The 26,381-nt window shown below is 39.7% G+C and carries 20 protein-coding genes; 4 read left to right on the top strand and 16 right to left on the bottom strand.

Features of this window, described 5'->3' with window-relative positions; translation table 11 throughout:
* Positions 1-10: 10 nt before the first annotated feature.
* The 8 genes from AC04Q1_RS00805 to AC04Q1_RS00770 form a co-directional block, all read right to left on the bottom strand.
* Positions 11-1,879 carry a protein-disulfide reductase DsbD domain-containing protein gene (locus AC04Q1_RS00805; RefSeq protein WP_478360901.1) on the bottom strand — a complete coding sequence of 623 codons (1,869 nt, stop codon included), beginning with the start codon at positions 1,877-1,879 and terminating at the stop codon, positions 11-13.
* 20 nt (positions 1,880-1,899) lie between these two features.
* Complete coding sequence (locus tag AC04Q1_RS00800) at positions 1,900-3,033, bottom strand: redoxin domain-containing protein (protein ID WP_478360899.1); 1,134 nt, start codon at positions 3,031-3,033, stop codon at positions 1,900-1,902.
* 68 nt (positions 3,034-3,101) lie between these two features.
* Positions 3,102-4,523 carry a PKD-like family lipoprotein gene (locus tag AC04Q1_RS00795; RefSeq protein ID WP_478360898.1) on the bottom strand — a complete coding sequence of 474 codons (1,422 nt, stop codon included), beginning with the start codon at positions 4,521-4,523 and terminating at the stop codon, positions 3,102-3,104.
* A gap of 10 nt (positions 4,524-4,533) precedes the next feature.
* Entirely contained in the window at positions 4,534-5,343 is an 810-nt protein-coding gene (locus AC04Q1_RS00790) for a DUF4843 domain-containing protein (protein WP_478360896.1), read from the bottom strand.
* A 29-nt stretch (positions 5,344-5,372) separates the two neighbouring features.
* A complete protein-coding gene (locus AC04Q1_RS00785; RefSeq protein WP_478360894.1) occupies positions 5,373-6,863 on the bottom strand; it encodes a RagB/SusD family nutrient uptake outer membrane protein in 1,491 nt (496 codons plus the stop codon).
* A gap of 32 nt (positions 6,864-6,895) precedes the next feature.
* The gene (locus tag AC04Q1_RS00780) at positions 6,896-10,228 is read right to left on the bottom strand and encodes a SusC/RagA family TonB-linked outer membrane protein (protein WP_478360892.1); all 3,333 of its coding nucleotides are present in this window, start codon (positions 10,226-10,228) and stop codon (positions 6,896-6,898) included.
* A gap of 275 nt (positions 10,229-10,503) precedes the next feature.
* Entirely contained in the window at positions 10,504-11,622 is a 1,119-nt protein-coding gene (locus tag AC04Q1_RS00775) for a FecR family protein (RefSeq protein WP_478360890.1), read from the bottom strand.
* Positions 11,623-11,766: 144 nt separating this feature from the next.
* On the bottom strand, positions 11,767-12,351 hold the full coding sequence (locus AC04Q1_RS00770; protein ID WP_478360888.1) for an RNA polymerase sigma-70 factor: 585 nt from the start codon (positions 12,349-12,351) through the stop codon (positions 11,767-11,769).
* Positions 12,352-12,678: 327 nt separating this feature from the next.
* Here AC04Q1_RS00770 and AC04Q1_RS00765 point away from each other — a divergent pair, with 327 nt between their 5' ends.
* Complete coding sequence (locus tag AC04Q1_RS00765; protein WP_478360886.1) at positions 12,679-13,950, top strand: carcinine hydrolase/isopenicillin-N N-acyltransferase family protein; 1,272 nt, start codon at positions 12,679-12,681, stop codon at positions 13,948-13,950.
* A gap of 74 nt (positions 13,951-14,024) precedes the next feature.
* Here AC04Q1_RS00765 and AC04Q1_RS00760 read toward each other — a convergent pair whose 3' ends face one another.
* The 3 genes from AC04Q1_RS00760 to AC04Q1_RS00750 all read right to left on the bottom strand — a co-directional run bounded on the left by AC04Q1_RS00760 (position 14,025) and on the right by AC04Q1_RS00750 (position 18,421).
* Positions 14,025-17,162 carry a glycosyl hydrolase gene (locus tag AC04Q1_RS00760; protein ID WP_478360884.1) on the bottom strand — a complete coding sequence of 1,046 codons (3,138 nt, stop codon included), beginning with the start codon at positions 17,160-17,162 and terminating at the stop codon, positions 14,025-14,027.
* Positions 17,163-17,375: 213 nt separating this feature from the next.
* The gene (locus AC04Q1_RS00755) at positions 17,376-17,867 is read right to left on the bottom strand and encodes an anthrone oxygenase family protein (RefSeq protein WP_478360882.1); all 492 of its coding nucleotides are present in this window, start codon (positions 17,865-17,867) and stop codon (positions 17,376-17,378) included.
* A 332-nt stretch (positions 17,868-18,199) separates the two neighbouring features.
* Positions 18,200-18,421, bottom strand: coding sequence for a cold-shock protein (locus tag AC04Q1_RS00750; RefSeq protein ID WP_478360880.1), 222 nt, complete (start codon positions 18,419-18,421; stop codon positions 18,200-18,202).
* A 124-nt stretch (positions 18,422-18,545) separates the two neighbouring features.
* On the opposite strand from AC04Q1_RS00750, the gene AC04Q1_RS00745 reads away from it, so the two are divergent.
* Positions 18,546-19,271, top strand: a complete 726-nt coding sequence (locus tag AC04Q1_RS00745) for a LytR/AlgR family response regulator transcription factor (RefSeq protein WP_478360879.1) — start codon at positions 18,546-18,548, stop codon at positions 19,269-19,271.
* A gap of 1,059 nt (positions 19,272-20,330) precedes the next feature.
* On the top strand, positions 20,331-21,113 hold the full coding sequence (locus tag AC04Q1_RS00740; protein ID WP_478360877.1) for a sensor histidine kinase: 783 nt from the start codon (positions 20,331-20,333) through the stop codon (positions 21,111-21,113).
* Positions 21,114-21,118: 5 nt separating this feature from the next.
* On the opposite strand, the gene AC04Q1_RS00735 is transcribed toward AC04Q1_RS00740, so the two are convergent.
* From AC04Q1_RS00735 to AC04Q1_RS00725, 3 genes are all read right to left on the bottom strand, one after another.
* Positions 21,119-21,586, bottom strand: coding sequence for a hypothetical protein (locus AC04Q1_RS00735; RefSeq protein WP_478360876.1), 468 nt, complete (start codon positions 21,584-21,586; stop codon positions 21,119-21,121).
* 11 nt (positions 21,587-21,597) lie between these two features.
* Positions 21,598-21,978 (bottom strand): LytR/AlgR family response regulator transcription factor, encoded by a 381-nt coding sequence (locus AC04Q1_RS00730; protein WP_478360873.1) that lies wholly within the window; start codon positions 21,976-21,978, stop codon positions 21,598-21,600.
* Positions 21,979-22,225: 247 nt separating this feature from the next.
* Positions 22,226-22,696: a PA2169 family four-helix-bundle protein gene (locus tag AC04Q1_RS00725; protein ID WP_478360872.1), complete on the bottom strand. Its 471-nt coding sequence runs from the start codon at positions 22,694-22,696 to the stop codon at positions 22,226-22,228.
* 326 nt (positions 22,697-23,022) lie between these two features.
* On the opposite strand from AC04Q1_RS00725, the gene AC04Q1_RS00720 reads away from it, so the two are divergent.
* Positions 23,023-23,517 (top strand): ankyrin repeat domain-containing protein, encoded by a 495-nt coding sequence (locus AC04Q1_RS00720; protein WP_478360870.1) that lies wholly within the window; start codon positions 23,023-23,025, stop codon positions 23,515-23,517.
* On the opposite strand, the gene AC04Q1_RS00715 is transcribed toward AC04Q1_RS00720, so the two are convergent.
* Both AC04Q1_RS00715 and AC04Q1_RS00710 read right to left on the bottom strand, forming a co-directional pair.
* Complete coding sequence (locus AC04Q1_RS00715; RefSeq protein WP_478360869.1) at positions 23,514-24,122, bottom strand: hypothetical protein; 609 nt, start codon at positions 24,120-24,122, stop codon at positions 23,514-23,516. The two genes, AC04Q1_RS00720 and AC04Q1_RS00715, sit on opposite strands and share 4 nt — an antisense overlap.
* A gap of 58 nt (positions 24,123-24,180) precedes the next feature.
* Positions 24,181-26,373, bottom strand: a complete 2,193-nt coding sequence (locus AC04Q1_RS00710) for a catalase (RefSeq protein ID WP_478360867.1) — start codon at positions 26,371-26,373, stop codon at positions 24,181-24,183.
* Positions 26,374-26,381 lie beyond the last annotated feature (8 nt).

Here is a 26,381-nt window from a genome sequence, read left to right as displayed (position 1 = left end):
CATAGGTTGATTAGATGAGTATTTCCAGTATTTTTTCTTTTGGTGGATAACATTTGGTTTCGTCACACACCTGATAGTATAAACCACATTTGATTTTCGTGCCCGCTTTAGCCTTGCTATAATCGACCATGATCCTAAAATTTGCCTTTCCTTCAAAAATGAACATGCCATCGCTACCAGGATAAGGCACCGCTGCAGTGGTTTTCCATTCCTGATCGGCTACAGCACCTTCCGGAAGTTCTAGTCTGGTTTCGGTAACAATAAATGGGTTATCTTTTGAAACATAAGCATAGATATGCCAGCCTTTTAAAATTTTGGCTTCAATCAATAAACTGTCTTTTTTATTGCCATTGCCGGGAATAAACCTTGCCGAAACCGCAACAGGATCGGCGGTGGTCGGCTCACCACCAACTACCGCTTTTGGCAACTGGTAGCTTTGTTGCTGGCTCACAGGAATACTTTTTCCGTAAGTGTTGACCATAAATTTGAACCCGCCGGATTCAGTATAAAATAAATTGTTGCGGTTTTGATTGAGCCATTTTTTCCAATCGGAAGCTGTAGTAAATTTTTCGGTGGTATAACGCTCGAGCAAGCGTTGCGCCATCGCCACGTCTTTGCCGCTCTCCAATAAACTGATGCATTTATCTAAAAGGGCCACCTTACGGTTAGAAATACCTAATTTTTGCGCATCCTGATCCAATTGAAGGGTATACACACCTGAAGGATAGAAGTATTCATAATTCTGACGGTAGTATTTGTGGTACTGGCTGATATTCGTGCCATAAATGGCAAACAAACTGTCGCCTGCGAAACCTTTTACATAGTCCTCAAAAGATTGTGTATCGTTGGTGACCGGCATTTTTAAAAACATTTCATTGCCATGGCCAATATCTTCACCCTTTGCTTTTTTATCCTTTAATTCCTGCTGCATTTTCAGCATCCGCAGGTTCCCTTCGCGTCTGGATACTATGGCCTGGTTATACAGGTCTTTGTTTAAGCGGTAAATCAGTTCATCAATCCCGCTACGGGTTTCGATCTGTACTTTTTTAACCATCGCTGGCTGGCGGTCGAACTTTTTGATGTAACAGATGCTATTTACAAAAACATCTTTAGCTTCATCCGTCATAAAATCGGGCGAACCCGCAAAACCCCACATAAAATAATTTCCCTGACGGCCAAGTGCTACTGCCTCTGCATTTTTGAGACAAACACCGCCTGAAATAGATTCAGCATCCGGCGAATCATTAAAACCTTCACCATGCGAAACCATACCGATTAAATAAGGTTCTTTGGAAGAAAAACCTTGTTTTACCACCTGCCACATATTCATTTGTTTTGGTGTTGTTGCAGCTTGATGCCCATTAAAAAAAGAACCCGGGGTTGGTTTCATTACCATACTTAGTTTTACGGCATTTGGGGTATTAAAAATGGGGTGACTGGTTTTAATATTTAAAGCTTCATTATCCAAACACTGGCAGTACCAATCGAACTTCAATCCTAAAGGTAAACCTACATTGGGTGCCATGGCGTGCATTAAAACCATAGGACGGTTAAAGTTTGCTGGTATATTCACCGGGCCGGCGTCCATTAAGGTTACATCTACCCCTTCAGACATTTCTACTTTATAATCGGCTACATCTACCACCTTAACTTCGGTAAAGCGTTGCTCCAGAAAAGCTTTAAAATCGGGCATTCTGGTTTTGTATATTTTTTCGAGAATATTGGGTGTAGTTGAATAATACACTACATTTTTGGGCATTGGCTTATCAGGATTATACCCTACATACAATATCCTTAGGGCAATTTTATCCCGATATTTTCCACTGCCGAAAGCGAGTAGCGAAACCAGCATCAGGCATGCCGTTAGTATCTTTTTCATCATCTATTTTTTATCAATGATTAATTGAATATTTCGGCAAGCTTTTTATTTAATGGTTCGCCGCGCAAGCCATTACCGATGATTTTACCTTGGGCATCTACCAGAAAACTTGCAGGTACAGCACGTACGCCATATAAACGGCCTACTTCGTTGTTCCACCCTTTCAGGTCAGAAACATGGATCCAGTCTAAACCATCCTTTTCGATCGCCTCCAACCAGCGTTCCTTTACATTATCCAGCGAAACGGATATAATTTCGAAGCCTTTATCTTTATAAGTCTGGTATTGTTTTACCAGGTTCGGATTCTCGGCCCTGCATGGTCCACACCAGCTGGCCCAAAACTCAACCAGCACGACTTTACCCTTTAAACTAGCCAGCGAAACTGGCTTGCCTACCACATTGTTCTGTGTAAAAAGCGGAGCAACGTTTCCAACAGCAGTAATGCCACTGGCTGCAATGCGCTGAGCAAGTTCTTTGCCCATATCCGTTTCGCGGTATTCTTTGTTTAAGGCATTAAAAAGTGACTGAACCTTGGCCACATCTACTTTGCTTCCGGCAGCTTCTGATAATGCCACCAGAGCGAAATAAGATGCTGGGTGTTCTTTAGCAAATTGAAATTGCTTATCTGTTCTGTTATGGATGTTTTTCCGGTAGCGCAAATCAACTGCTTTCATGTAAGCGGTATCTTTTTGCTGTTCGGGCGTACCACGGTTAAAATCGATGTTTACAGCTTTGGTAAGCGCCATAATGGTGCCGCCGATCGCTTTGTTGTAGGCGTCGTATTCCTGGTATACTTTCGAGCCCGTAAAAACCGCATTCTCCAGAGAATCTTTTGAAGTAATGTTTACCTGCTCCTTACCAAAATAAAAGTAAATCACATCGCCAGTATAAACGGCCTTGCCTTTACCGCCACCAGTATGATCGAGCGCCATGCGCGCATAGGCATTACCCGAAATATGTCCGGCAAACTTAAAAGTTCCGTTCACCAATGCCACCGAATCTTCATGGCTTACACCATTATCCATGTAATCGATATAGGCTTTTGCCGGAGCACCCAATGTGCCTATTTTACCTGTTAAACTAAAATTTGGCGCTTGCGCCCAGCCTAAAACCGGGACTAAAAAGGCCAATACTGCTAATTTTATCATTTTCATTTGTATGTTTCTTTATGGTCTAAATATTTCCATGCCAAAGATTTTGAAGGCCTAGGCATGGAATAAGATTATTTTTTGATGGCGATATCTACAGGAGTACCTGGTATTCCTTCGATCTTTTTAATGAACACACCGTTCATTCCGGTCGATATATTAAGAAAAGTAACAGTTTCTTCTGTTCCTACCATCAACGTTTCTTCGTCTTCAGAAAGTTTAAGCATCGTAATCGTTTTTCCGGTAAAACTTGTGGCCAATTCCCTCAATTCTTCATTTACAGGGTTATACCGGTAAAGTTTACTGCCATTCGCAATATAGATTACGCCATTTTTAGCACCGCTCCATTTTGTATTTTCATTGATTAATTCCTGACGCACAAAAACACGTTTATATTGAGGGGTAAAAGTGAATGGTCCGTTAAACTGAACATTGAATTTTAATTCATAAATCTTTCCATCAGTTCCCTTGCAATAAGCAAAACAATCTGCGTTATTGAGCTGCTCCAGATGAATAAGATCCATGCCTACATTTGTAGGATCGAAAGGACTTGTTGTGGAAACCGAGTATTGGGTACCAAAATAAACAGGTGCCCCATACAGATTAATCCGGACAAATTGCTTTCTGTTTTTGTCGAAGCCAATAAAATAGGTAGCCGATTGCGTAAAGCTCATCACAAAAGACGGGGCCAGTTCATAATCTCCTTCAGCAGGTAAACCAAACATCCCATAAGTAGCAGCCTGATCCCATGTACTTGTTGTTCCGCCGTAAAACTTACCATTTACAATACCCATCATTACCCCTTGAGGATGCGAAATCAGTGACCCCACCTCAAGATTATCCGGTTGCGTAAAGAAGTTATCTTTAAGTGTATTTGGATATTTTGGATCTTCCTGCATGGTGTTTGGCTCCAGTCTGACTCCGCCATTTTTTGTAATAATCCAGTAGCCCAATAAAGTTCCACCCGTAAATGTGTTCCTCAGCAGAAATAAATTGGTGGGGTTTGGAGGCAGATCTTTCCCTTGCATCGCCCTGTACAAACGTGCCTGTACACTACCATCTGGTTTTACAAATGAAAATTGTGTGATTCCGTTTTCAATACTTAATACCGAGGTACCATTTGCGAATTCGGTTCCGCCGTCGATGTAAAACTTATGGAAATATTTCATTCCATTTGCTTTGTTTAAAACGGTAAGACGGGCCGCATATCTTTTAGCCTGCAAACCGAATATGATCCTTAAAGCTGGGCCGGTATAAAGGATATCGTTCCCTTCGATTACGCTGATTCTCCACTGAAATTCGATATTGGCAGCATCAGCCCCTTCTATTTTTGGCTTGATAATCAAACTATCACCTACACTCGCGGTATAAACTGAATCGAGGTTTGCCAATTTAGGCTCGACAGGCATATTGATATCATAATTGCCCAGGTCTTTATGACATGCGGCCAGGAAAGCCACACCAATTATTAACAAGATTAATTTTTTAATATCCATGTTTTTATATTTAAATAACCTCATTGCCGTTTTCATCTATAAAATAATATTTACCATTCTGCGCATTTTTCCGCAAAAGCGTTTTTTTGGCTGGATTGCTCTTATTGTAGAAATAATAGTTATCCGTATTACCATCGGTTACGGCTTCAATCACATAACCTTTTGCTGCATTTTTAGTTACCCAATTAAATGGATTATTTAACATTGTGGTTAATAAACCTATATAATAAAGGTTTTTAGGAGCATCCAGTCCGTCGGTAGTAAGCGAAGTTTGTCCGGTTACCAGAATAAACAATTCATGTTTGGTTCTCGAGTAAGGAGGAAGCGGCCAGGAGTCCCACCAATCTGGTTTTTCCAATTTGGAAGAGAAAACTACTTTTGCCCTGATCATGTAGGGGTTTTCAATGCCCAGATCTGAGGTGCCGGTTAATTTGATCAGTATCGAAACCGATCTGTTTTCAAGTTCCTTATCCTTGTTATAAATCACCACAGGGATATAGCCTATCCCATTATTTGGAAGAATTGAATATTGAGCTTTCAAAGGTTCATAATGGAGTTCGGGAATGGCGGTGGAAGAATCGCGATCTACCCGTGCACTAAATTTACGGTCTGCATCTGTTCTTACGCCAGACAAACGTACCGGTAACCAAACCGTATCCTGCGCTCGTGTAGGATTATAGGCAAAGGTTCTTACTATACTGTCTTTGTCGCCATTATAAATATCGAAGTAGACATTGGCACTGTGATCAAAACGCATCTCTTCTGCTTTCTTGCAAGAAGCAAGACAGATGACTGCGAATATTAATATATATGCTTTCATAATTTGCTATTAATAATTTTCAAATTGTTTTACCTGCCTCCATAAACAATCTCATCGTTGGGAAGAGGGAGTACAAAAATGTTATCCGAAGCAGGAATAATTACACCAGTTTGGCCTACTATGCCTCTATTGAGCCTTTTGTACATGTAAAACAACTGGCCTTCGGCTAACCATTCTTTACGGGCATCCTTAAGCAGTTCTTTTAATAAATCTTCCTGGCTATTGATGGTCAAAGGATCACCGATTTGCCTCGCTTCACGAACCTGTGTAAGGTAATTGACTGCATCTGTAGGATTGCTCTCATACGAACACTCGGCAGCGATATAATACATTTCGCTAAGCCTGATTGCTGGCGCCATCAGGTAATGTAAATTTGCATTTGCCTCAGCACTTAAAGGGTTTCTGCGGTATTTAACGATATCGTAGGATCTTGACGATTGGCTTGAAGTGGCAGATAACCAGTATTTGTAACGGGAATCACTTGCTCCTGCAGTTGCCTTTTCATAAATATAATCTGCGGCGTCCTCAATCAGATAAAAGCCCCTGGTGCCACTTTGAAACCAATTCTCTTTTATATCTTTTGCAGCTCCCGGGATATACCATCCAAAAACAAGTTCCTTGTAAAGGATACGGTCTTTCTTCGAATCTTCGAAGGCCTCAAAATCACTTTTTGCGGTCCAGGGGAATTTTTTTGAGTCGATAACCTCCTTAGCATTCAGTAAAGCCTTAACCTTATCATTTTTATACAGGTAAACCCTGGCAAGTGTTCCACATACCGCATAATAATTTAAACGGTGCCTTCTGTTCTGGAGGAAAAGACTTGGGTTCTTCTCTTCGGTATTTTTCAGCGTATCGGTAACTAATGGGTAGTTTACGATATAACCGGCACTCCGGATCGGATCGGCAACCAACAGTTGTTTCGATTCTTCCAAATCTTTGATGATGAGATCCATGGTTTCTGTTACAGAGGAAACCGGAGTGATATCTTTGGTGTATTTGTTTGCATATGGAATGCCTTTTGCCGTTGGGTTTCTCAAATAAGAAGGTGCAAAAAGACGCAACAGGTCGAAATGCAGATACGCTCTTAATGCAAGTGCTTCTCCTTTGATAATGGCATAATTATTACCACTAAAAATGTTCTTTTTTGCATCAACGTTTTCGAGGATCAGGTTGCAGTTTACAATTGCATTGTATAAGCCCGCCCATATTTTGTCCTTACGTTTGATAAACTCACCATGTTTATAATTGTACAAGGAGGTTTGTCTGTAATCCTGTCCGTCATCGCGCATCGAGAAATTTTGGGCCAGTACCTCTGTTGTACCAAAAGTAAGTTCTTTCCCATAGAGATCGGATTCCGTACTCCGGTTATACACGCCGTTTATGGCTTCCATAAAGCCACTCTCAGTGCTGAATAAAATTGGAGCGGCAATTTCCGATTCAGGCTCCACTTCCAGCCACTTCTTACAGGAGCTAAATAAGCCTGTTATTAAGATGAAGCAGATTAATAATCTAATTTTCATGTTTTTATATTTTAAATCTGTTAATGAATAGCTTAAAAAGCTGCTCTAACAGAAAAGGTTAAACTCCTGGTAAATGGATAATTAATTCCACGCTCTTCTTTTACTGACGACCAACGTACTACATCATTGGCTGTTATCTGGAACATCAAACTCGACATCGATAACTTAGCTGCGATTTTTTTATCCATATCATAAGAAATATTGAGTGATTGGAGGTTGATCAGATTATCCGGCTGTATAAATCTCGAACTTACATCGGTCTCGCCGTTATCCGCGATATTTTTATAAAACGAGAGGTCGCCAGGCTGTTTCCATTTTTCTTCGAATACACGTTTATCAACATTATATCTTGGATCAGCATTTTCAACGCGTTCTACCAAAGTCAGGTTATATTTGTCGCCACCGAAGTAGGTCTGAAACTGCACATACAGGCTAAATCTTTTGTAATTAACAGTTCCGCCAAAATAACCGCTTACTTTCGGATTGGGATCGCCTATGACCACGTAATCTCTCTTATCATAATCATATGTTAGCGTACCATCTTTTTTGATGTAAAGCTCACGTCCGTTTTCAGGATCTATACCCAACGAACGTACACCATAAATGGCATTGAAAGGCTGTCCTTCGCTAAATCTAAGTAATGGTATACCTCTGTAACCACCATCTCCAGGTTTTACCGACTGTAATTCGTCTGCCCGATCATTGTATTTCTTTAAAGCGTTAGAGATTCTCACCACTTTATTTTTGTTGGTAACCATACTTGCATTCAGGTTTACCGACCAGTCTTTACTTCTTACTGCATCTATTACCAGCCCTAATTCGGCACCTTTGTTCTCCATGTCGCCAAGGTTTTCTTTATAGGATAAAAAGCCGGTTGATGGCGGTAAGGTAATATCAGCCAAAATGTCTTTGGTAAACTTTTTATATATCCTTGGCGTAATCAGTATACGATCTTTAAACAAGCCGATATCGATACCAATATCCGTCATTCTCGTTTTTTGCCAGCCCAGGTTTTCATTTCCATAACTATTCACCCCTGCGCCGATACCCGATGAGTACCAATTTCCAGTATTGTACTTGTAAATGGTTTTTGATAAGTAAGGATCAAACTCAACCGAACCGGTGAGGCCCGTAGAAGCCTTTATTCTCAGTTGGCTAATCACACTATTATCCTTTAGAAATTCCTCCTGATGCACATTCCATCCTAGTCCGAACGACCAGAAAGGAGCGAGTTTATTGTTTACTCCGAATTTTGAAGAACCGTCAATACGAACCGTTCCATCCATCAGGTAGCGGTTTTTATACGAGTAGTTCATGGTAAAGAAAGAGCCAAAAAGCCTTGCTCTTTCGAGTTTGCTCATCGGTTTTCCATCCTCAGCATATCCCTTGGCAAAACCTATGCTGGTAAAACGATCGTTGGCAAATCCAATAGCAGTAAATTCTTTTTGGTCGCGTAGCTCGGTACGGGCGTTTACACCTACTAATGCGTTAAAATAGTTACCGCCGATCTGCTTTAACCAGGTTAACCGGACATTACTGTCCCAATAGGTTTCTTTCATTTCCCTATTCGTGTACTCCCCTTTCTCATCTATTTTATCTGTTGTGTACAGGTAATATTTATTTGCCTGAGGCGAAGTGAATACATCATCTGAATTTGATCGCGAGGTTAAACTCATCTGCGCCCTTAATCTAAGGTCTTTTGCCACCTCAACATCGGCAGAAAGATTATCAATAATTTCCGTGTACTTAGATTTATTGAAACTGCTTAAACTGGCATCAAACAATGGATTAAAAACATATTCCTTTGACCGGTCTTGCTTTTCATATACATCCGAAATCCTCATCGCCATACCATTGGCATCCTGCAATGGATAATAGGGGTTCATCTTCACATAATTAGAAAAATCACCATAGGGAGATTCGGTAGCACCCACCTGGGTGATGGATAATTCATTTCTAAATTGAATTTTCTTCACGTTATACTGGAAACTCATTCCACCCGAATATTGATCCCTTTCAGATCCTTTCATTGCTCCGGGTCTTGTTTGGTAACGGAGGTTTACATTGTATCGAAATGCTTGTGAACCGCCATCCAGATTTATACCATGCTTATGCCCTATCGTATTGCGCAGGGGTTGCGATAGCCAGTAACTGTTTACTCCACCAACAACATTCGCTTTATTGTGGTAATAGATTTCATCAAGCTGGTCCTGAGGTACTTGTTGTTTTGCAGAACTATATACGCCTGCCAATACTTCATAATCTAATTTTTCAGCTGCATTTAACACCTGATAATCCGTTAGGTCCGCAGCGGTAAGATTTAATTCGTAGTTGTATTCTATTCTTAATTTTCCCTCTAATGGTGTTTTGGTCGTAATTACAATTACACCATTGGCCGCGCGTGAACCGTAAATTGCCGTTGCAGCCGCATCTTTTAATGAGGTAACCGATGCAATCCTGTTCACATCCAGATCAAATACTTTCTGTACGCTTACCTCATATCCATCAAGCATGAAAACAGGCATATTTGCATTTCCCTGAATTTCATCCCTTCTCAATACCTGACTATCACCGCTTGGTAGCGCAGAAGCTCCCCTAACGTTAATAGAAGGAATTCTGTTGGGGTTAGATCCTGCAAGATTGTTATCGATCAGTTTAAATGAAGGATCGAATGTGCCGATACTTTGAAGCAAATTTTGTGGGTTTACCCTTTTCAGCTGATCTCCGGATATCGTGATCGCATTACCAGTATAGTTATCCTTTTTAATCGTTTGATAACCCGTAACCACCACATCGTTCATTTGGGTTAATTTAGCCGTAAGCTTAATATTTAAGATTTTTCCGCTTGTCGCTTTTTCCTCTATCACATCGTAGCCAACATAACTAAAAACCAAAATACTTCCCTCATCAACATTGACCTTAAATTCGCCCTTATCGTTGGTCATGCCTACACTTGAACCATTTTTAACAGAAACATTAACGCCAGGAATGGTTTCACCGGTAGTTTTATCAATCACCACACCCTTTACCTCAACCTTTACAGCTGCGCGTTCTGGTGTAACAGCTACATTTTCCTTGCCGCTGATGACGATGGTTCTATTAACGATACTATAGCTCAGGTTTTGATCTTTCAAAGAAGCATTCAACGCATCTATCAACGATGCCTTCACAAACTCGACCGTTACATCAGGTTTATCCTGAAGCAGCTGACCTTTGTAAAAGAAAAAATAGCCTGTTTGCTTTTTTATCTCTTTAAAGACTTGTTTTAGCGAGGTTTTTCTTCGAGAGAGCGTTACTGTTTGGGAGAAGGAAGCTGCCGACACATGTAGGGCACCAACCAATAGTAAAATAGCAGTCAATTTCATGACCAATAAAAATTTAATCTTTACCCTCCGTATGTCGCATACGGGGTTGTAAAGGGTAGTTAATTTCATACCTTTGTAATGAATGAGGTTAAAAAATAGCAGCTGGGTTTCGAAGCAAGCTGCTTGTCCAAATTTCTACCGGAAGCGTTGTCGCGCTTTCGGTTTTTTTTAAAGGTAGGATGCTAAATTTCTGGTAGTTTTTTCATCATAAAGTTTAGTTTGTTTGTGAACTGGTTGGTTGATTTCTCGGCTGTTTAAAGAAAAGCCATTCTTGTTTAATCTTTGGTTATGGTCAATACCTTGCCCTTCGCATCAATATGAACATGGTTAAGTTCTAATATTTTAAATACCTCTGCGAGGTTGCTACTTCTTGGTATCTCGCCAACATATTTTTCCGTTGAAATTTTGCCTTCATAAACTACTTCTACATCATACCAACGCGAAATCTGTCGCATGATGCTTTGTAGATCGTCATTATCGAATGAGAAAATATTATTTTTCCAGGCCATTTCTTTATCGATATCAATCTGCTGATCAACAATTAACCTGGCGCTGGCCATACTGAATTGCGCTTGTTCTCCGGGATGCAGGTTTACACTGCCAGAAGCCGCACTCACTCTAACAGCACCTTCCAAAAGAGTGGTTTTAACAACGGCTTCATCGTGATAAGCGTTGATATTGAAATGCGTACCTAAAACTTCTACTGTTTGTGCATCAGTTTTTACCCTAAAAGGACGGGCATGGTCTTTAGCAACCTCGAAGTAAGCTTCTCCATTCAATTCCACTACCCTTTCGTTTTTGGCAAAGGCATATGGATATTTTAAGGTGGTGGCCGCGTTGAGCCAAACTTTTGTACCATCAGGCAAGCTCACCTGATACTGCCCGCCACGCGGCGTGCTAATGGCATTCGAGCCTGTAAGTGAGGCATTTTGTACTTCATTGATTACATATTCAAGCTGACCGTTTTTAGCTTTACGGATTTCAATACCATTTTGATTGGCAATCTGGCCATTTTTGGCATCATCTAAGTTAACCACAGTGCCATCAGCCAATGTTAATAAGGCTTTGTTTCCACCGGGAAGAATATCTTTCAGCTCTGTTTTAGCAGCTAAAGGCAAAGCATTGCGACCGGAAATCATATAAAACCCTAAGCCAAAGCATAAAACAATACTTGCAGCAATCGCAATACGTTTAACTGTAGTCAACTTTACAGACTTTCTGCGCGGACTTAGCTTATTCCAAACTTCTTCCTTACTGCTTTCAATCGTAATATGGGCTGGAGCTACAATTTCATCAGGTAGCTGAAGATACCAATCTTCAACAATAGCCATTTCTTCTGGCGTACAATTACCTGAAAGGTACTTATCTAAAAGCTTTCTCGAATTTTTCTCCATTAAAAAAGAAATCTAGTCTGGTTGATTACTATATATACGGCAAAGCCATCACCCTGGGGGTATATAAAATTTATTTTTATTAAAATAAATTTATTTGGGTTGTTTTTGCAGAGAAAACACGCTTTAAATCAGGCGTCGTCAAGGCTATCTATACGTTTTCAACAAGAAAGCAAGGTAAACCACCAACCCTAACCTGTTTTTAAGAATCCTTAAGGCATTTTTGACTTGTGTTTTAACGGTTAGTTCAGAAAGTCCAAGTTCAAGGGCAATTTCTTTGTGTGATTTATTTTCTCTCCGACTTAAAATAAATATTTCACGCATTTTGGGTGGCAAAGCGTCAATTTCTTTCTCAATTAATAAAGCCATTTGCTTTTCACGAACAAGATAATCGGTTAAAATATGATCCTGATCGATATAGTCCTGCAAAGAATCTACATATTTGCTTTCCACCTTTTGGTGTGCAAACACATCTAAAACTCTATTTCGGACTGCTGTATATAAATAAGCGGATAAATTGCCGTCAGGTGCTACTTGTATACGTTTTACCCAAAGCGATTCGAACAATTGGTGGAGCACATCCTTAGCTTCCTCTTCGTCGTTTAAACGTTTGTTGGCATGGATAAAAAGTAGTCCATAAAACCGGTTATAAATTTCGGTAAATGCCAGTGCATCACCCTGAGTTAACAAGAATGCCAATTCGCTATCAGAATATGAACTGTAAACACGCATAGAGATAACACAAAGATAATATAAATACAATCGGTTTCATTGTACTAAAACAGGTGTTATCTTACTTATATCTTGATATTTGCAGTATTTCTCCCAATAAAATAACATTTTTTTACTTAACCATAAGAAATTATACAACTTTCAAAGGTTTTGTCAGCACAAAAAGACGAAATTTAAGTCTTGCAATAAATATGTTCATTTCCGAACGAGAAGCGTTCAATTGCGGACATATTTGAGGGCTAAAATCCAAAATATCCTTCCTCCGTCCTATTAAAAGGGATATTATCTCTTGGCACAGTCTTCGCCGTTAGCGATATAAATTTAAGAATGAAGAAGATATTATTATTTGCCCTTATGGTTAGTTCCATATTATCTCAAAATATTTATTCCTGCACCGTAATCTCTTATGCATTAAATGATGAGGTATATGCTGCCGCCAACGAAGATGATTATATGGGCTTTGCGCGGATCTGGTTCAATCCAAAAACTGCCGAAAGATATGGTTCAGTATGTTTTGGGCTTCCCGATCTGCAGGCTCAAGCTGCGATGAATGAGTACGGTTTATTTTACGATTTTACTGCTCAGAATATCGATCCCGCTAAATACGGACCTAAAAATATTTATAAAGGAGATCTGTTTTTTGAAATCCTTGGGAAATGCAAAACAGTACAGGAAGCATTGGTTTTCTTAGAGAAATACGATTATGCCATCAGCTCACAGGTGTTAATTGCAGATGCACTCGGAAATTCGATGATCATCAACGCGGGAACAAGATTAACAAAATCCGGACATTACCAGATCAATACCAATTTTGATATCAGTAACCTAAAAACCAAAAACTATTCGTGCAGAAGATATGATATCTCAGAAGAGATGTTAAAAGATGCAAAAACCATAAATGTTCCTTTTCTACGCGACATTTTAAACCGTACCCGGCAAGAAGGAAAATTATCGACAATTTATTCCAACATCTACGATCTTAAACGGAAAATCATTACCGTTTACAACTTTCATGATTTCGAACATCCTTATGTAATCGACTTGAAGAAGGAATTGGCAAAGGGATACAGGTTAGAAAAACTAAGTAATTATTTCCCTGCCAGTTTTGCCTACGAGCAGTTTTCCATGAACGACCGGGCCATGTACCGTAAGGAAATGATTTTGGATGAGATCAATACGAAAGGCTTACAGCCTACGCTTAACCATTATTTTGGTGTGAACAAGGTTTCCGTAAAAAAAGACAGCACCATTAATAGCGTGTTGCTGGAGGTCGGCATCCAACTGGTCAAAGACAGTTATAACCAGCATGCCAATGGCGGGATATGGGAATATTGGTTTGCCATGCCTGGCGGTTTTAAAATAGAAAGCTTTAACGACAAACGATTAAAAGCCGCAGGCGAAATCCTTGACTATTTAGGTACCCAAAATGGAATCGATGTTAAATTGAAGAACTTTATTTTTGAGCTCAGCGCTTATGTGAATCTCCTTCAGGGCGATCAAAATAAAGCAAAAGAATATTATGGAATAGCTTCAGGCAATACTTCCGATAGCTGGCCGATATCCTTTAACCGATCAAAGAAAATGCTGGCCCTTTTATAAATAGATTAAAAAAACATGGAAATGAGGCTTCATCATCAAATGATACAGCCTCATTTCCTCTTCTATTACAAGATCTAGAATTTAACCCGTTCAATTACTACCGGCCCTGTCAATCCGGAGGGTTGAAGATTGCTATCGGGACGGTAAGGATTTACAAATGTAGCCGTTTTCCTTTCCGTTGCAGGCAATTTACTATCTCCGATCAAACGGTTCATCCAGTTATTCACTACAGATATTTCCAGTTTATTTTTGCCCTTTTTAAGGGCTTTACTAATGTCAAGTTTCCACGGAGCAGTCCAGATTCCTCCTATGTATTTGCCATTTATTTTTACCTTGGCCATACCATTTAACACACCGATATTCAGGTAAATCTTTTCTCCCGATGCTGGTCGTTTCAGTTTAAATGTATTATTGTAAACTGCAGTTCCGGCGTAATATTTTATGGCATCTTCAGGACTTTTGGTCCAATCGCTTAAACTTTCAAAAATTACTGGTGTTTTTGGTCCCCGAAGTGATTCATCAAATGTGACTTTCCAAGGGGTATTTATGGTTATTTGCGTTAGCGGTGAGGGAAAATTCAGATCCATAGCTAAAGCATTTACGGTATTGGATTGAGGAACCCCATCTTTGAAAAACACAAAAACACTTTGCAACGGTGCCAACTTCAATGGTACCGTGGTCCGGTCGTCTTGCACAGAAAAGCCTTTCAAAGGCCTGATATCTCCATTAAGCGGATCCCACAATTCCGGAACAGCATTCTTCACCCTAAAAGATGGCGACAGTTCTACTGTTTCCTCTTTTTGATTACTGATAAAATATAACTCCCCTTCAGCAAGCTTGCGGTGAATAAATAAGGTTGAATGGGATCCTTCTTCGTTAAAATCAGGTCCAAGCCCCATAACTGATAAGGTTTTAGAGATGTCGTTATCCTTAATATAATTACTATTATTTTTAAGCGCAGTCGCCAATGCCCTTACTTCTATATCCGATTGCGGAAAACCTTCAAGGCTTGGTGAGCGTTTTGGCAATTGCCCCATAATGTGTAATCCCTGATTGGCCATATCCAGTATTTTCTTTAACAAGAGCGGTCGCATCGTTTCGAGTGGTGGCAATACCAGTAAAGCATAGCTCATTCCTCCTTTAAGGTACATTCTGCCATTGTTTACCGTTGCGCGTTGCAAAATCACTTCTGCGTTGATATAATCAAATGAATAGCCTTTCGGAAGTGCAGGATCAGTTATACCGGTCATTTTCGGTGCATCTTCACCTATAAAATAAGCCACATCAGCTACATAATTTCCTTGCTGAAGCATATAGTTACAGCGCTTTAAATAAGCTGTAAACAGATCGAGGTACGGAAACCATGTATTGTGCCTGTTAAATTCGTTACCGAACCAGGCGTTCATTCCAGGGAGTTGCTCTTCAGGTTGATGGATATACAGGTGAAAAAGCGTACTGTTGATGCCCTCGGTAAAAAAACGGTCACCACGCTGTTTCATCATATAGGGAAATCTTCCAAAAGTTTTTCCTGCAGCGGTAAAAGATTCGGCTGACACCTTTGTTTTCCCATAAATGTGTGCTGCTGATGAGGCTGCCCTGTTTTCGATATCACCCAATTGGCCTTCGCTCCAAAATTCTCCTCCAATTTCATCAGCTTGCCCGCCATATTGCAAAAATTCTCCAGGAAAACCCCAATGCCCATAACTTTCGAGCCAGGTTCTTAAGCCATATTTATGACTGATTGCTCCTAATCCGGCAACATAATCATAGGCTACCCGGTCAGCGATCAATCGTCTCAAATCCCATAAAAAACGATCGCTTTTATCCTGAGAGCCAACCACCTTGCCGTCTAAAACAGGAAGATATGGCACGGGATCGTAATGATATTGACTGGTAAAGCGTGTTGCCATATCATCCGTCCAGTTTTGTCCACCTGTTTCATAACTATCCTGCACCACTACTTTCCACGTTTTTCTGTCGTTGGCCGGAATACGTTTAAGCACCTCGCCCATAAATGCATTAAAATGACTTTCGATATGGGTTTTACTCATTTTATCCGTTTCGAGACCAGTACCTTCGGGATCAGCCGGAGCATTGGTTACCCCGGTTGGCAACATCCCAAAACGTTGAACAATCCATTCACCTTTCGGAGTATCCCAATTAAGCAGACCATTTTTATCCATAAATGCAGAAATATCGATTACCTTTTTGGGATCGATGACTTCACTGTAATGAGTTTCAAATTGTACCGGCCATTGATACTCTTTCCAATATGGGAGCGGATCCTGAAACATTTTACCAAGGCTTTTTTCTACATAATGCTCTACAACGGGAACATTGGAAATTTTAATTTCTTTTAATGATACACCCCCGCCATTACTTTTAATTTCCAGCCGGTATGTTTTGGAAGTGGTTTCGGGAAGCGAAATGGCCACGGGACCATACGGCAGGAAGCCCACATTTAAAGCCATGTTGTGCCGATCTATTGTAAAGGTTTTCACCTCTTTGTATGTCCCCCGGTCTAAAACTTTTAAAACTGCAGTGGCATTGATTTGATTTTCACCTGTTAAAATCGAGATGCTTCTTGCTGTAATCGCTTTATCCGCCACAAAATCTACGGTTGCCACTTTATTATCCGATTTCAGGGTTCTGGTAATTTCTTCAGATTTATTCTTAGGTGGCGCACGGTAGGCGATAACCTTTACATCCTGAAAATCTCCTGCAGGCTTTTCCAGTTGAATAGATTTCGAACCTGTGCCGCTTACCAACTTTTGGGTGGAAGTTAAGTAACGCATCGCCTGGGCAGGTTTTACCCATGGTCCGCCGCTCTGGCTCCACCCCGGACTATTAAAAAGCCCGATTTCAATATTCAGCTCCGTAGCCGTTTTCAGTGCCGTATGCAAAATATCCCACCATTCATCAGTAAGCATCTTTACTTTTCCATGAGGAACACTACTATCGTCCAGTCCAATGTTGCCAATAAATGCCCGGTTAATCCCAGCTTTTTTCATGGCCTGCAAATCTTTGATCACACCTGCCTTAGAGATATTTCCCGATAGCCAATACCAGTAGATACTGGTTTGCACAGAATCAGGAATATGAACAAAATTATTGCGGACAGACTGCTGGGCTTGTAAAGCTGAAGGTGCAAAGGTGATGACAAATAATACAAGTAATACTTTACAAAAAGTGGATCGTTGAGATATATTCATTTGGTTTAGTTAATAAAAAGCCTGGTCGTCAGAACAGGCAATTTAAAATGAAGATCTGGATAAATGAAAAATATAACGCAACATTTATGTGCGCTATAATATTTAAATGGTAAAACGATTTCCAGAAGCTTTATGAATGATATTTCCCCGAACGGGACCTTCAATAAATCCGCTATAGGAACATGATTTTAAGCTGCTCCTTCGTTCCGCCGATCAGGTATTCCGGCTTAATATTGCAGCGTATGCGACTAAAACAATGCATCCAAATGAGGCAATAGTCCTTATCCGATGGAAAAAGTTCCAGCTGTTTTCGAATTTATTCCGAAGATCGGCTAAACTTTCTGCATCAAGTTTACCAAGATCAGCAGCATCCAACAGGTTATTGAGCGGTACATTGCCTATCATCGTAACTAAAAGGACGCCTCCAAAATACAATAAAGCTGCAGCAAGCAGCAAATAAAAGACCACAGATTGTTCTTTAAAAAACCAGACACTGATGGGTAACAACACCAGTGTCCCCATAAAAGAAATAAAAAACAAGGGATTTAGAATGGCCCTGTTAATAGATTGCATCGCCTGCAGATAAGAAGCATCGGAAACACGCGCAAGACCTGGGATAACCGAACAGGAATAAGCATAAAAAAGACCGCCAATAAGTGCAGTAGAAACTGTACTCAGCAAAAGAGACAAAGTTTTGAAAGTCATAAACCGTTATGTTAATTCAATCATAAAGATGTATAACGAATTTAAGAAAAAATCAGCCGATATCACCGAAAGCACGAGTAATATCATGCTAGACGTATAGTGCATATCCAAATCTAAAATGAGAGCGTCATTTTAGATAGGGAGGCACATTAAACTAGGTATTGATAGGTAGATGTAGAACGAATTTTTTCTATATTAAGCTTTGCATAACAAGGGTTAGCTGAGATTAAATCTATATGCTTATAAAACCTAAGCGAATATCGCATGCAGAAAACTTTTTATGAACAAGATTACACAGATCGGTCAATTTTCGTTATAAATGGGTCAAAATACTAGCTAACATCCTGGCTTAATACCACAATATTGGTAGCCTGACAACCAATATGTCCTCTCTCTAAATCAAAACGAACCTTGGTTCCGACCAATAACGATGGTTTATAAATACCTTTCAGCTGTTGATTGTCGGCATAAACCATTTCTGTGCCACTATCGGGCTTGATAAATCCGAATCCACGTATCGGGTTGTACCATTTAATAATTCCTGTATATCTCATAAGACACATTTTTTACATTAATTTAGCCATTAAAATCAAAAATTGATACAATTCCGGATAAATCGTACTATTTTCGTTATGAAAAGGCGTAATTTCGTGATGTATGCAAATGAAGATTTAGGAGATGATTAAGTGTATAGCCATTGATGACCAGCAAAGCTCGATAGTAGGGCTGGAAAAATATATTGAAGAAACACCGAATATGCGGCTTGTGGGGAGTTATACTGATCCGCTAACCGCATTGATGGAACTGAAAAAGATTGACACTGTTGACGTTATTTTTATGGATGTGCAAATGCCACAGATTTCCGGATTAGAACTTGCCAAGGCAGTGCGTTCGAAAACCAGAAAATTAATATTTACGACTTCGCACGAGGAATATGCTTTTGAAGCATTTGAGGCCGAAGGTGATGCATACTTGTTAAAACCTTATGGTTATGCCAAGTTCGCGCTTACGCTAAACCGGCTTTTTGGAGAAGAGATGGAAAATAAAGAGGAAGAAACGTATTTTCTGGTAAAGAATAAATCAGAGGAACATAAAGCAGTTTTAGTACGTTATGCTGATATTATAGCTTTTGAGAGCTTTCATAATTATATCAAAATCCATACAAAAGAAAAAGTAATTATTGCTTACCTGAGTTTAAAGGATGTAAAGGAACAACTGAGTATTAAGAAAAACTTTATACAGTTGCACCGGGCCTATATTATTGCGATTGATCATATACTCAATATTGATGGAACCAGGATAACCCTGACAAACCAGACGAGTTTTACGGTTGGCGACATTTACAATAACGACTTCCGTGAATTTATTACCGGTAAACTGATTATCAGCAGCCGCAAAAAGTAGCGGCTGCTGGAAAATTACAATTATTGAGATACAAGTCCAGTGGTTCCCCCAGTAAGGGTTGTTGTTGTAGGGTCCGATGTAGTTGTAGAGTATAATTTTGTATCTTTAAAATTATTTTTCTTGAACACAAATAGGGATCTCTTGATTAACTTTTTAGCTTTCATAATTTTTTTTTAGTACATGATAAAAATATAATTGATTGATTTTTAGCAACATAATTGTTTAAAATTTATTATAATGAACTGATGTTTGAAATATTAGAAGAAAATAACCACATCTTTTCTAATGAAGAATACCAGTCTAAGATATAAAAATACGAATTTAACAGCAATACTCACAGTCATTTAAGGTCAACTTAGCCTGGATAATGCTCATATCGATTTCGTAATGGACTTGTTTATTATAATAATTTTCATGATTTTTTTTTATGGATAAACTGATTTCAGCAGCCGCAAAAAGTAACGACTGCTGTTAATAAAATTATTGAGATACAAGTCCAGTGGTTCCCAAAGTAAGGGTTGTTCCTGTCGGGTCGGATGAAGTTGAAGGGTGTAATTTTGCATCTTTAAAATTATTTTTTTTGAACACAAATAGGGATCTCTTGATTAACTTTTTAGTTTTCATATTTCATTTTTCCGAAAACTAACTGGCCAAACGCCCTGTAACCTGAGGTATTATATAGATGGTAAGATTATCATGATGGATAGTTTAAATTGGAAAAATAGTTTAATCAAAAATTGGTTGGCAGAATATAAGATCCACATAATTGCGTGGAGCTGTTACATTTTTTGGGAAACCATACTTGTGGGTCTATTTTTTGGCGTTTTTGGGAAATTCGGTAATTATGCCGTACACTATGTAATTAATATAATACTCTTTTACACCCATGCCAGGCTATTAATGATATCGACACAGTCGTTTCGCAGTGCCTATTGGAAAGTACCTTTGTTTATATTTTTGGAAATAGCCATTTACATGTCCTTTGTGTACATGGTTGATGATTTTCTTGCACACTATACAAATTTCTTAACTGGAGTCCAACCACCATTTTTGAAACGCATGATCAATCTTGCATGGCGCTCTTCATTTTTTATGTTATTCTCTACTGGTTATTTTTTCTTAAAGCGCTTCCTAAATGAAAGAGCCGAAAAAGAACGTATTGAGAAACAGCGTTTCCAGATGCTTATTGATAAGGAAAGAACGGACAAGGAACTTCTAATGTCTAAAAATGCCTTTTTAAAAGCACAGATCAATCCGCATTTACTTTTCAATACTTTCGAGTTCATTCATCAAAAAATCAGGCAGCATTCTCCGGAAGATGCGCAGGTAATGGTATACTTATCAGACATGATGCGTTTTGCTGCAACCACCGAACACAATGAAGGTTATATCAAATTAAGCGAAGAGATTAACCAATGCCAAAACCTCATCAAGCTGCATCAGCTTACCCAAGGCCGGGTTTTTATTGAGATGGCCTTCTCGCATGATGTGCTGGATATTAAACTTATTCCATTGGTACTGTTAACCATTCTGGAGAATATGTTTAAACATGGCAACCTGTTCGATAGTGATAACAAAGCCACCATCGATATTTATATGGATGGCGAGCAATTGAAAATAGAAAGCAGAAACTTACCCGCATTGGTAAAAAGCAAAGTAGGTTTTGGATCGGGCTTAGCCAATATCAGCACCAGGTTAGATTATACCTATGGCAATCGTGCTGAAATGAAGGCTTCTGTTGATGAAGAAGGTTTTTATACCTTAAACATAGCCATTGAAGACAAAGCATTGGAAAAAGCATTTCCCAACAACATGGAAACAGTAATTTATCAATCTATTTGATTTAGTTACACAAACCGATCAATAGCCGGAGCTTTAATTACTTCATAAAAACCCGATTTATTGAAGGAAGAAACTTTAAATATCAGCTCTTCTTCTCGTCTGGCCAAAGCATGGATTCCTGGGATAAACCGTTGTTTAAACCGTTTAATACAAACATCTTCATGGCAAATGATTTCATAACGGTTCTTGCCTTTAACGGTAACCTCCTTTACATAATCGGGCCATTGTTTGCTTAACAGGCTGGGTAACCAGCTAAATTGCTGCAACTTGATTAATGTGCCCATTCCCTTTATTGCATCCTCTGAGATTTCACTACCCACTATCTGTATCCAATTGCCTTCAACCTCATCAATAATACCAAGCACATTACTGCCATCAAGGACCAACCATGGGTCTCCCGTGCTGGCGCGGATTAACTGATAAGATTTATCTTTTAAAGATTCCTGTTTGAATAAGTAGGTCAATTCGATCATAACGATGCTTATCAGTTTGTTATTGGTAGATTGTTAAGTCGTACGATGGTTTCTATGCTGGTGACAAAACGTTTCATCGAAATGGGTTTTCCGAGGTAACATTCAAAGCTGGAATCGAGCATTCTTACCTCATGTTCCAAATTGGATGAAGCATAAATAACAAACCTTGCCTTTTCCCTCAAACATTTGGATAGTTCGGTACCTGCCATTCCCGCCATGTCGATATCTAAAAAAAGAAAATCCACTTTTTCTCCATTGCCAATGGTTTTTAATGCTTCTAACGGGTTGTTAAATATGTTGGTCACTTTTAAGAAATGAATTTCTTTGATATAGTCATTAAGCGCGTCGATGGCGTGCTGCTCATCATCAACTATCGAACAGTTATAATACATATTTGTAATTTTAAATAGACCATACAAATCTTGTTAAAATCTACATCATTTCCAATAGCTAAAAAGAGAAAAGGTAAAATTACGGTAATAAATTTCTGTTTGGGTGAAGACCGAGCATTCTTTAATGCCACGTATTATGCTTAACAAAAAAATTCATATCCGGTTTAGACTTAACCTTTACGGTAAACATCTTGCTTTTTCCATAAAAAAGCCGTCCCGATTTACATCGGGACGGCTTCATCTTTATTTAGAAATCTTGTAATGCAGCGTGTGCATCTCTCAATGCTTTAATGGCATCATGGCTGATATTAATACCTTCCTGTTGTTTCAATAATACCGATCTAATGTTTTCACCCAGTTCATTTTCCTGAAGGGCATCACGGTAAGCTTTTTTAATCGCATCTTCACCACGCTCACACTCTTCTAAAATACTGTGCCTGTCATCCCCACCAAAGCTCGCCTTAATATCGATCCATGCACGGTGTAAACTACCCAAAATGGTATTTCCCGTGTCTGGGTTTTCGCCGTTACGTCCTACTAAACCTGCCAGTTCGGTTACATTGGCTCTACTATCTGAAGATAATTTATTGAAAGTTGCTTTTAAATCAATGTTCTCGTCTTTTAAATCTGCACTAGCTTTATCAAAGCCATCTGCCCTATCGTTGTTAATCTGAATGAGGTCGTTAAGCACCTCTACTGTTTTTTCTTGATTTTCCATAATGTATTGTAGATAATTTAAAATAAGAACAGTACTTTAACCAGAATAGTTTAGAATATCTTACAACTTTGTTGAAATTTCGAATAATTGTGTTTTTTCTGCTAAGGAAAAAGGGCACAGTAGAAAATTTGGAAAAAGAGAAAGCCCCATATTACTATGAGGCTATATAATGATGTTTTATAAGCATCCACGTATAAAACTAACCAAACAAACTACATACTAAACGCTGCCGGTTTTAAATTGTTTTAAAAAAAATAAATAAATTTTCTATCGATTATAAACTGTTGAATTTAAAACTTTAACGGTGAATAAAGGTTGTAGAAAATATGGAGAACATAAATGACATAAATGATTTGATTATTCCTGCTGCGCGGTTAGGCGAACTGGAAGTACTGAAAGAATTGATCCGCAGAGGTGCAGATTTAAACCATCGTGATGACAAAGGTTACACACCATTAATCATAGCTTGTTACAACAATCAGCTGGAAGCCGCTAAATTGTTGATTGATGCTGGCGCGGACATTGATGCTGCCGATTTTGGTGGAAATACAGCATTGATGGGCGTAAGTTTTAAGGGTTATCCGCTTATTGCTAAAATGCTCATCGAAAACGGAGCCAGCTTAAATCTACAACATGGAAACGGGGGCACGGCACTGATGTTTGCCGCCATGTTCGGTAGAAATGAAGTATTAAGATTATTGCTGGAAAACAGGGCTGATACCCTCATCGTAGATAAAAATGGCCAGCGTGCAATCGAATTTGCGGCACTTCAGGGCAATAAGGTTGGCATTGAAATGCTACAGGCACATATCCAGGTTTAGTCTTTTAATAAACCAATAACCAAACTTTTCCATTGCGGATAAGAGAGGCCAAGTTTTGCGGCCATGCCCACCATAAAATTTCTGCTCTTATCATATAAGGTTCCGGCAGTAGTATTGGGTACTTCATTACGGCCATGCTCTTCGGCAGTTACCCGAAGGCCATCTCTTTTAATCATAAAGGTAGAGGTTGCAGCATCTTTTAAAAAATGTGCGGTATCGCCATTTTGAGCAAGGGGGTGCGCGCAAGGCCTTACGGTCATCGCCAATACCTGCTGCTCTCCTTCGTTGATTGTCCTTATTTCTTTGATCATTACCCAATCATATCCTTTTCCGGTCTGTGTGCCCGGTCCGGGGATATCGATCCTGATAAAATCTCCTTCCGCTGCTTTCCTCTCTGCTTTAATGCCGTGTGGATCAATCAACTGAAAATCTGACATCCCAGCGTAATTACCCCACTCATTTACAGTTAAAAGTTTGGCCGATGCCCTATTGAAACACGCTATAGCCTCATCTGTAGAAATACTAATCTTCTCCTCCAAAGCATCCATACTGGTTCCTATATATTGGGCCGGTATAATATTGCGATTAAACTGATCTTCTTCCATCTTATATGCATTTTAATAAGCGAAGGAAAACCCTTCGCTCATTATAAATCAATAATTATTATGCTGGGATTTTTCTCGGATTCTCCCGATCCCAAAAACGGTGCAAGGCAATCATTTTTATAAACGTGGCCGAAAGTGTTTTTAAATCTTTTGCCACAAGTACCCCTTCCCGCAACACGGTTTCTTCCGAATATTCCGCTGGTAGTTTCTTGAAAAAATAAGTTGATGCCAATACCTGAAGCGCTTCTTCATCTGCTGCAATGGCTTTACAATGTTTAAAAGCTTCATTTAAAAAATGAACCGCATTGGCCTCTGCTTCTAATGTAGCAACCGAATTGCCTCCACCCGGAATATACACCGCATCGTACAATACCGAAGCGGCTGTTAAAAAACTTTCATCAGGCGTAATCTGTTGATCTTCTTTCGATATGATCTGTCCTAACTTTGGTGCAATGATATGTACAACGGCTCCTTCAGCGATCAATGCATCTTTCATTTTACTTAGCGATTTGCCATCAACACCATCGGCCGCCAGTATAGCAATTTTTCTGGTTTTAATGGTGTCTTTTATCGTTCCAGCCATGCTTAACGCTTCCGATTTAGCTAAACTTCCTTCAGGGTTCAGTGAGGCAAAATTAGCCCGGTCTCCATCAGCAGGTATGCTATTATTTAAATCTTCCAGAGGGATTTTAGGAATGTGTAATCCAAGCGCAAAAGCCACCTCAGCAGCCAAACCTTTGTCTATCTGCGCCAATATGGCAAGCATTCTTTCCCGGATAGATATCGTTTTAACTTTACCAAGTTCAAAGCTTAAGGCATCGATTATGTGGTTTTTTTCCGCCTCGCTCTGACTGTTAAAAAACAATCTGGCTTGTGAGAAATGATCAAAGAAACTTCTGCTCCTTGCTCTTACTTTCCTGGCATCGATGCGTTCGTTATAACTTACAAAGCCCCCTTCTGCCGCTTTAACCTGTTGCGGATCATTATTGCCGATAGCGTTCGGACCATAGCTGGTTTTGCCCCTGTTAATGGTCTGACGCATATGGCCATCGCGTTGGTTGTTGTGCACTGGAACCACCGGACGGTTAATCGGGATCTCATGAAAATTAGGACCGCCCAAACGGAGTAGCTGTGTATCGGTGTACGAAAATAACCTGCCTTGCAACAAGGGATCATTGGTAAAATCGATACCGGGAACCACATGCCCTACATGGAAAGCCACCTGCTCAGTTTCTGCAAAAAAGTTATCCGGATTCCGGTTTAAGGTCATTTTACCAATACGCTGCACCGGCACCAGTTCTTCGGGAATCAGTTTGGTAGGATCCAGAAGATCAAACTCGAATTTAAATTCATCCGCCTCGGGAACAATCTGAACGCCAAGTTCCCATTCCGGAAAAGCACCTGCTTCGATGGCATCCCAGAGATCTCGGCGATGGAAGTCGGGATCTTTACCCGAAATATTCTGCGCTTCGTCCCAAGCTACGGCGTGTACGCCTAACAAAGGCTTCCAATGAAACTTCACAAAGCTGGCCACGCCTTTTGCATTTACGAATCTAAAAGTGTGTACGCCAAAACCTTCCATCATACGGTAACTTCTTGGTAATGCCCTATCGCTCATGGCCCACATCACCATATGTGCTGATTCCGGCATCTGTGCAATAAAATCCCAAAAAGTATCGTGTGCCGAAGCCGCTTGTGGCATTTCGTTATCGGGTTCAGGTTTTACGGCATGTATCAGATCAGGGAATTTAAGTGCGTCCTGAATAAAGAATACCGGCATATTGTTTCCAACCAGATCAAAATTACCTTCCTGAGTATAAAATTTTACAGCAAACCCCCTTACATCCCTGGCCAGATCGCTCGATCCACGGGAGCCTGCCACGGTCGAGAAACGCACAAACACTGGTGTTTCCACTCCCGGATCGCATAAAAAAGCAGCCCGGGTTAATTCCGACATATCTTCATATACCTTAAAAATGCCATGTGCCGCAGATCCCCTGGCATGCACTATTCTTTCGGGTATGCGCTCATGATCAAAGTGCGTGATTTTTTCCCTAAGGATAAAATCCTCTAAAAGTGTTGCTCCGCGTTCGCCAGCCTTAAGGGAGTTTTGATCATCGTTAATTTTTAAGCCATGGTTGGTGGTCATCAATTCACCACTGGCATCGGCAACAAACGATTCCAGTTTTTTGGTTTTATCGTTTTCCTGCTTTGAGGGTGCGCTTTTTTTATCTGATGTTTTCTTAGCCATTTTATTTC

It is taken from the genome of Pedobacter humicola, from assembly GCF_056490705.1.
The sequence above is the reverse complement of the archived record's forward strand: the minus strand, read 5'-3'. Positions and strand labels throughout refer to the sequence as shown.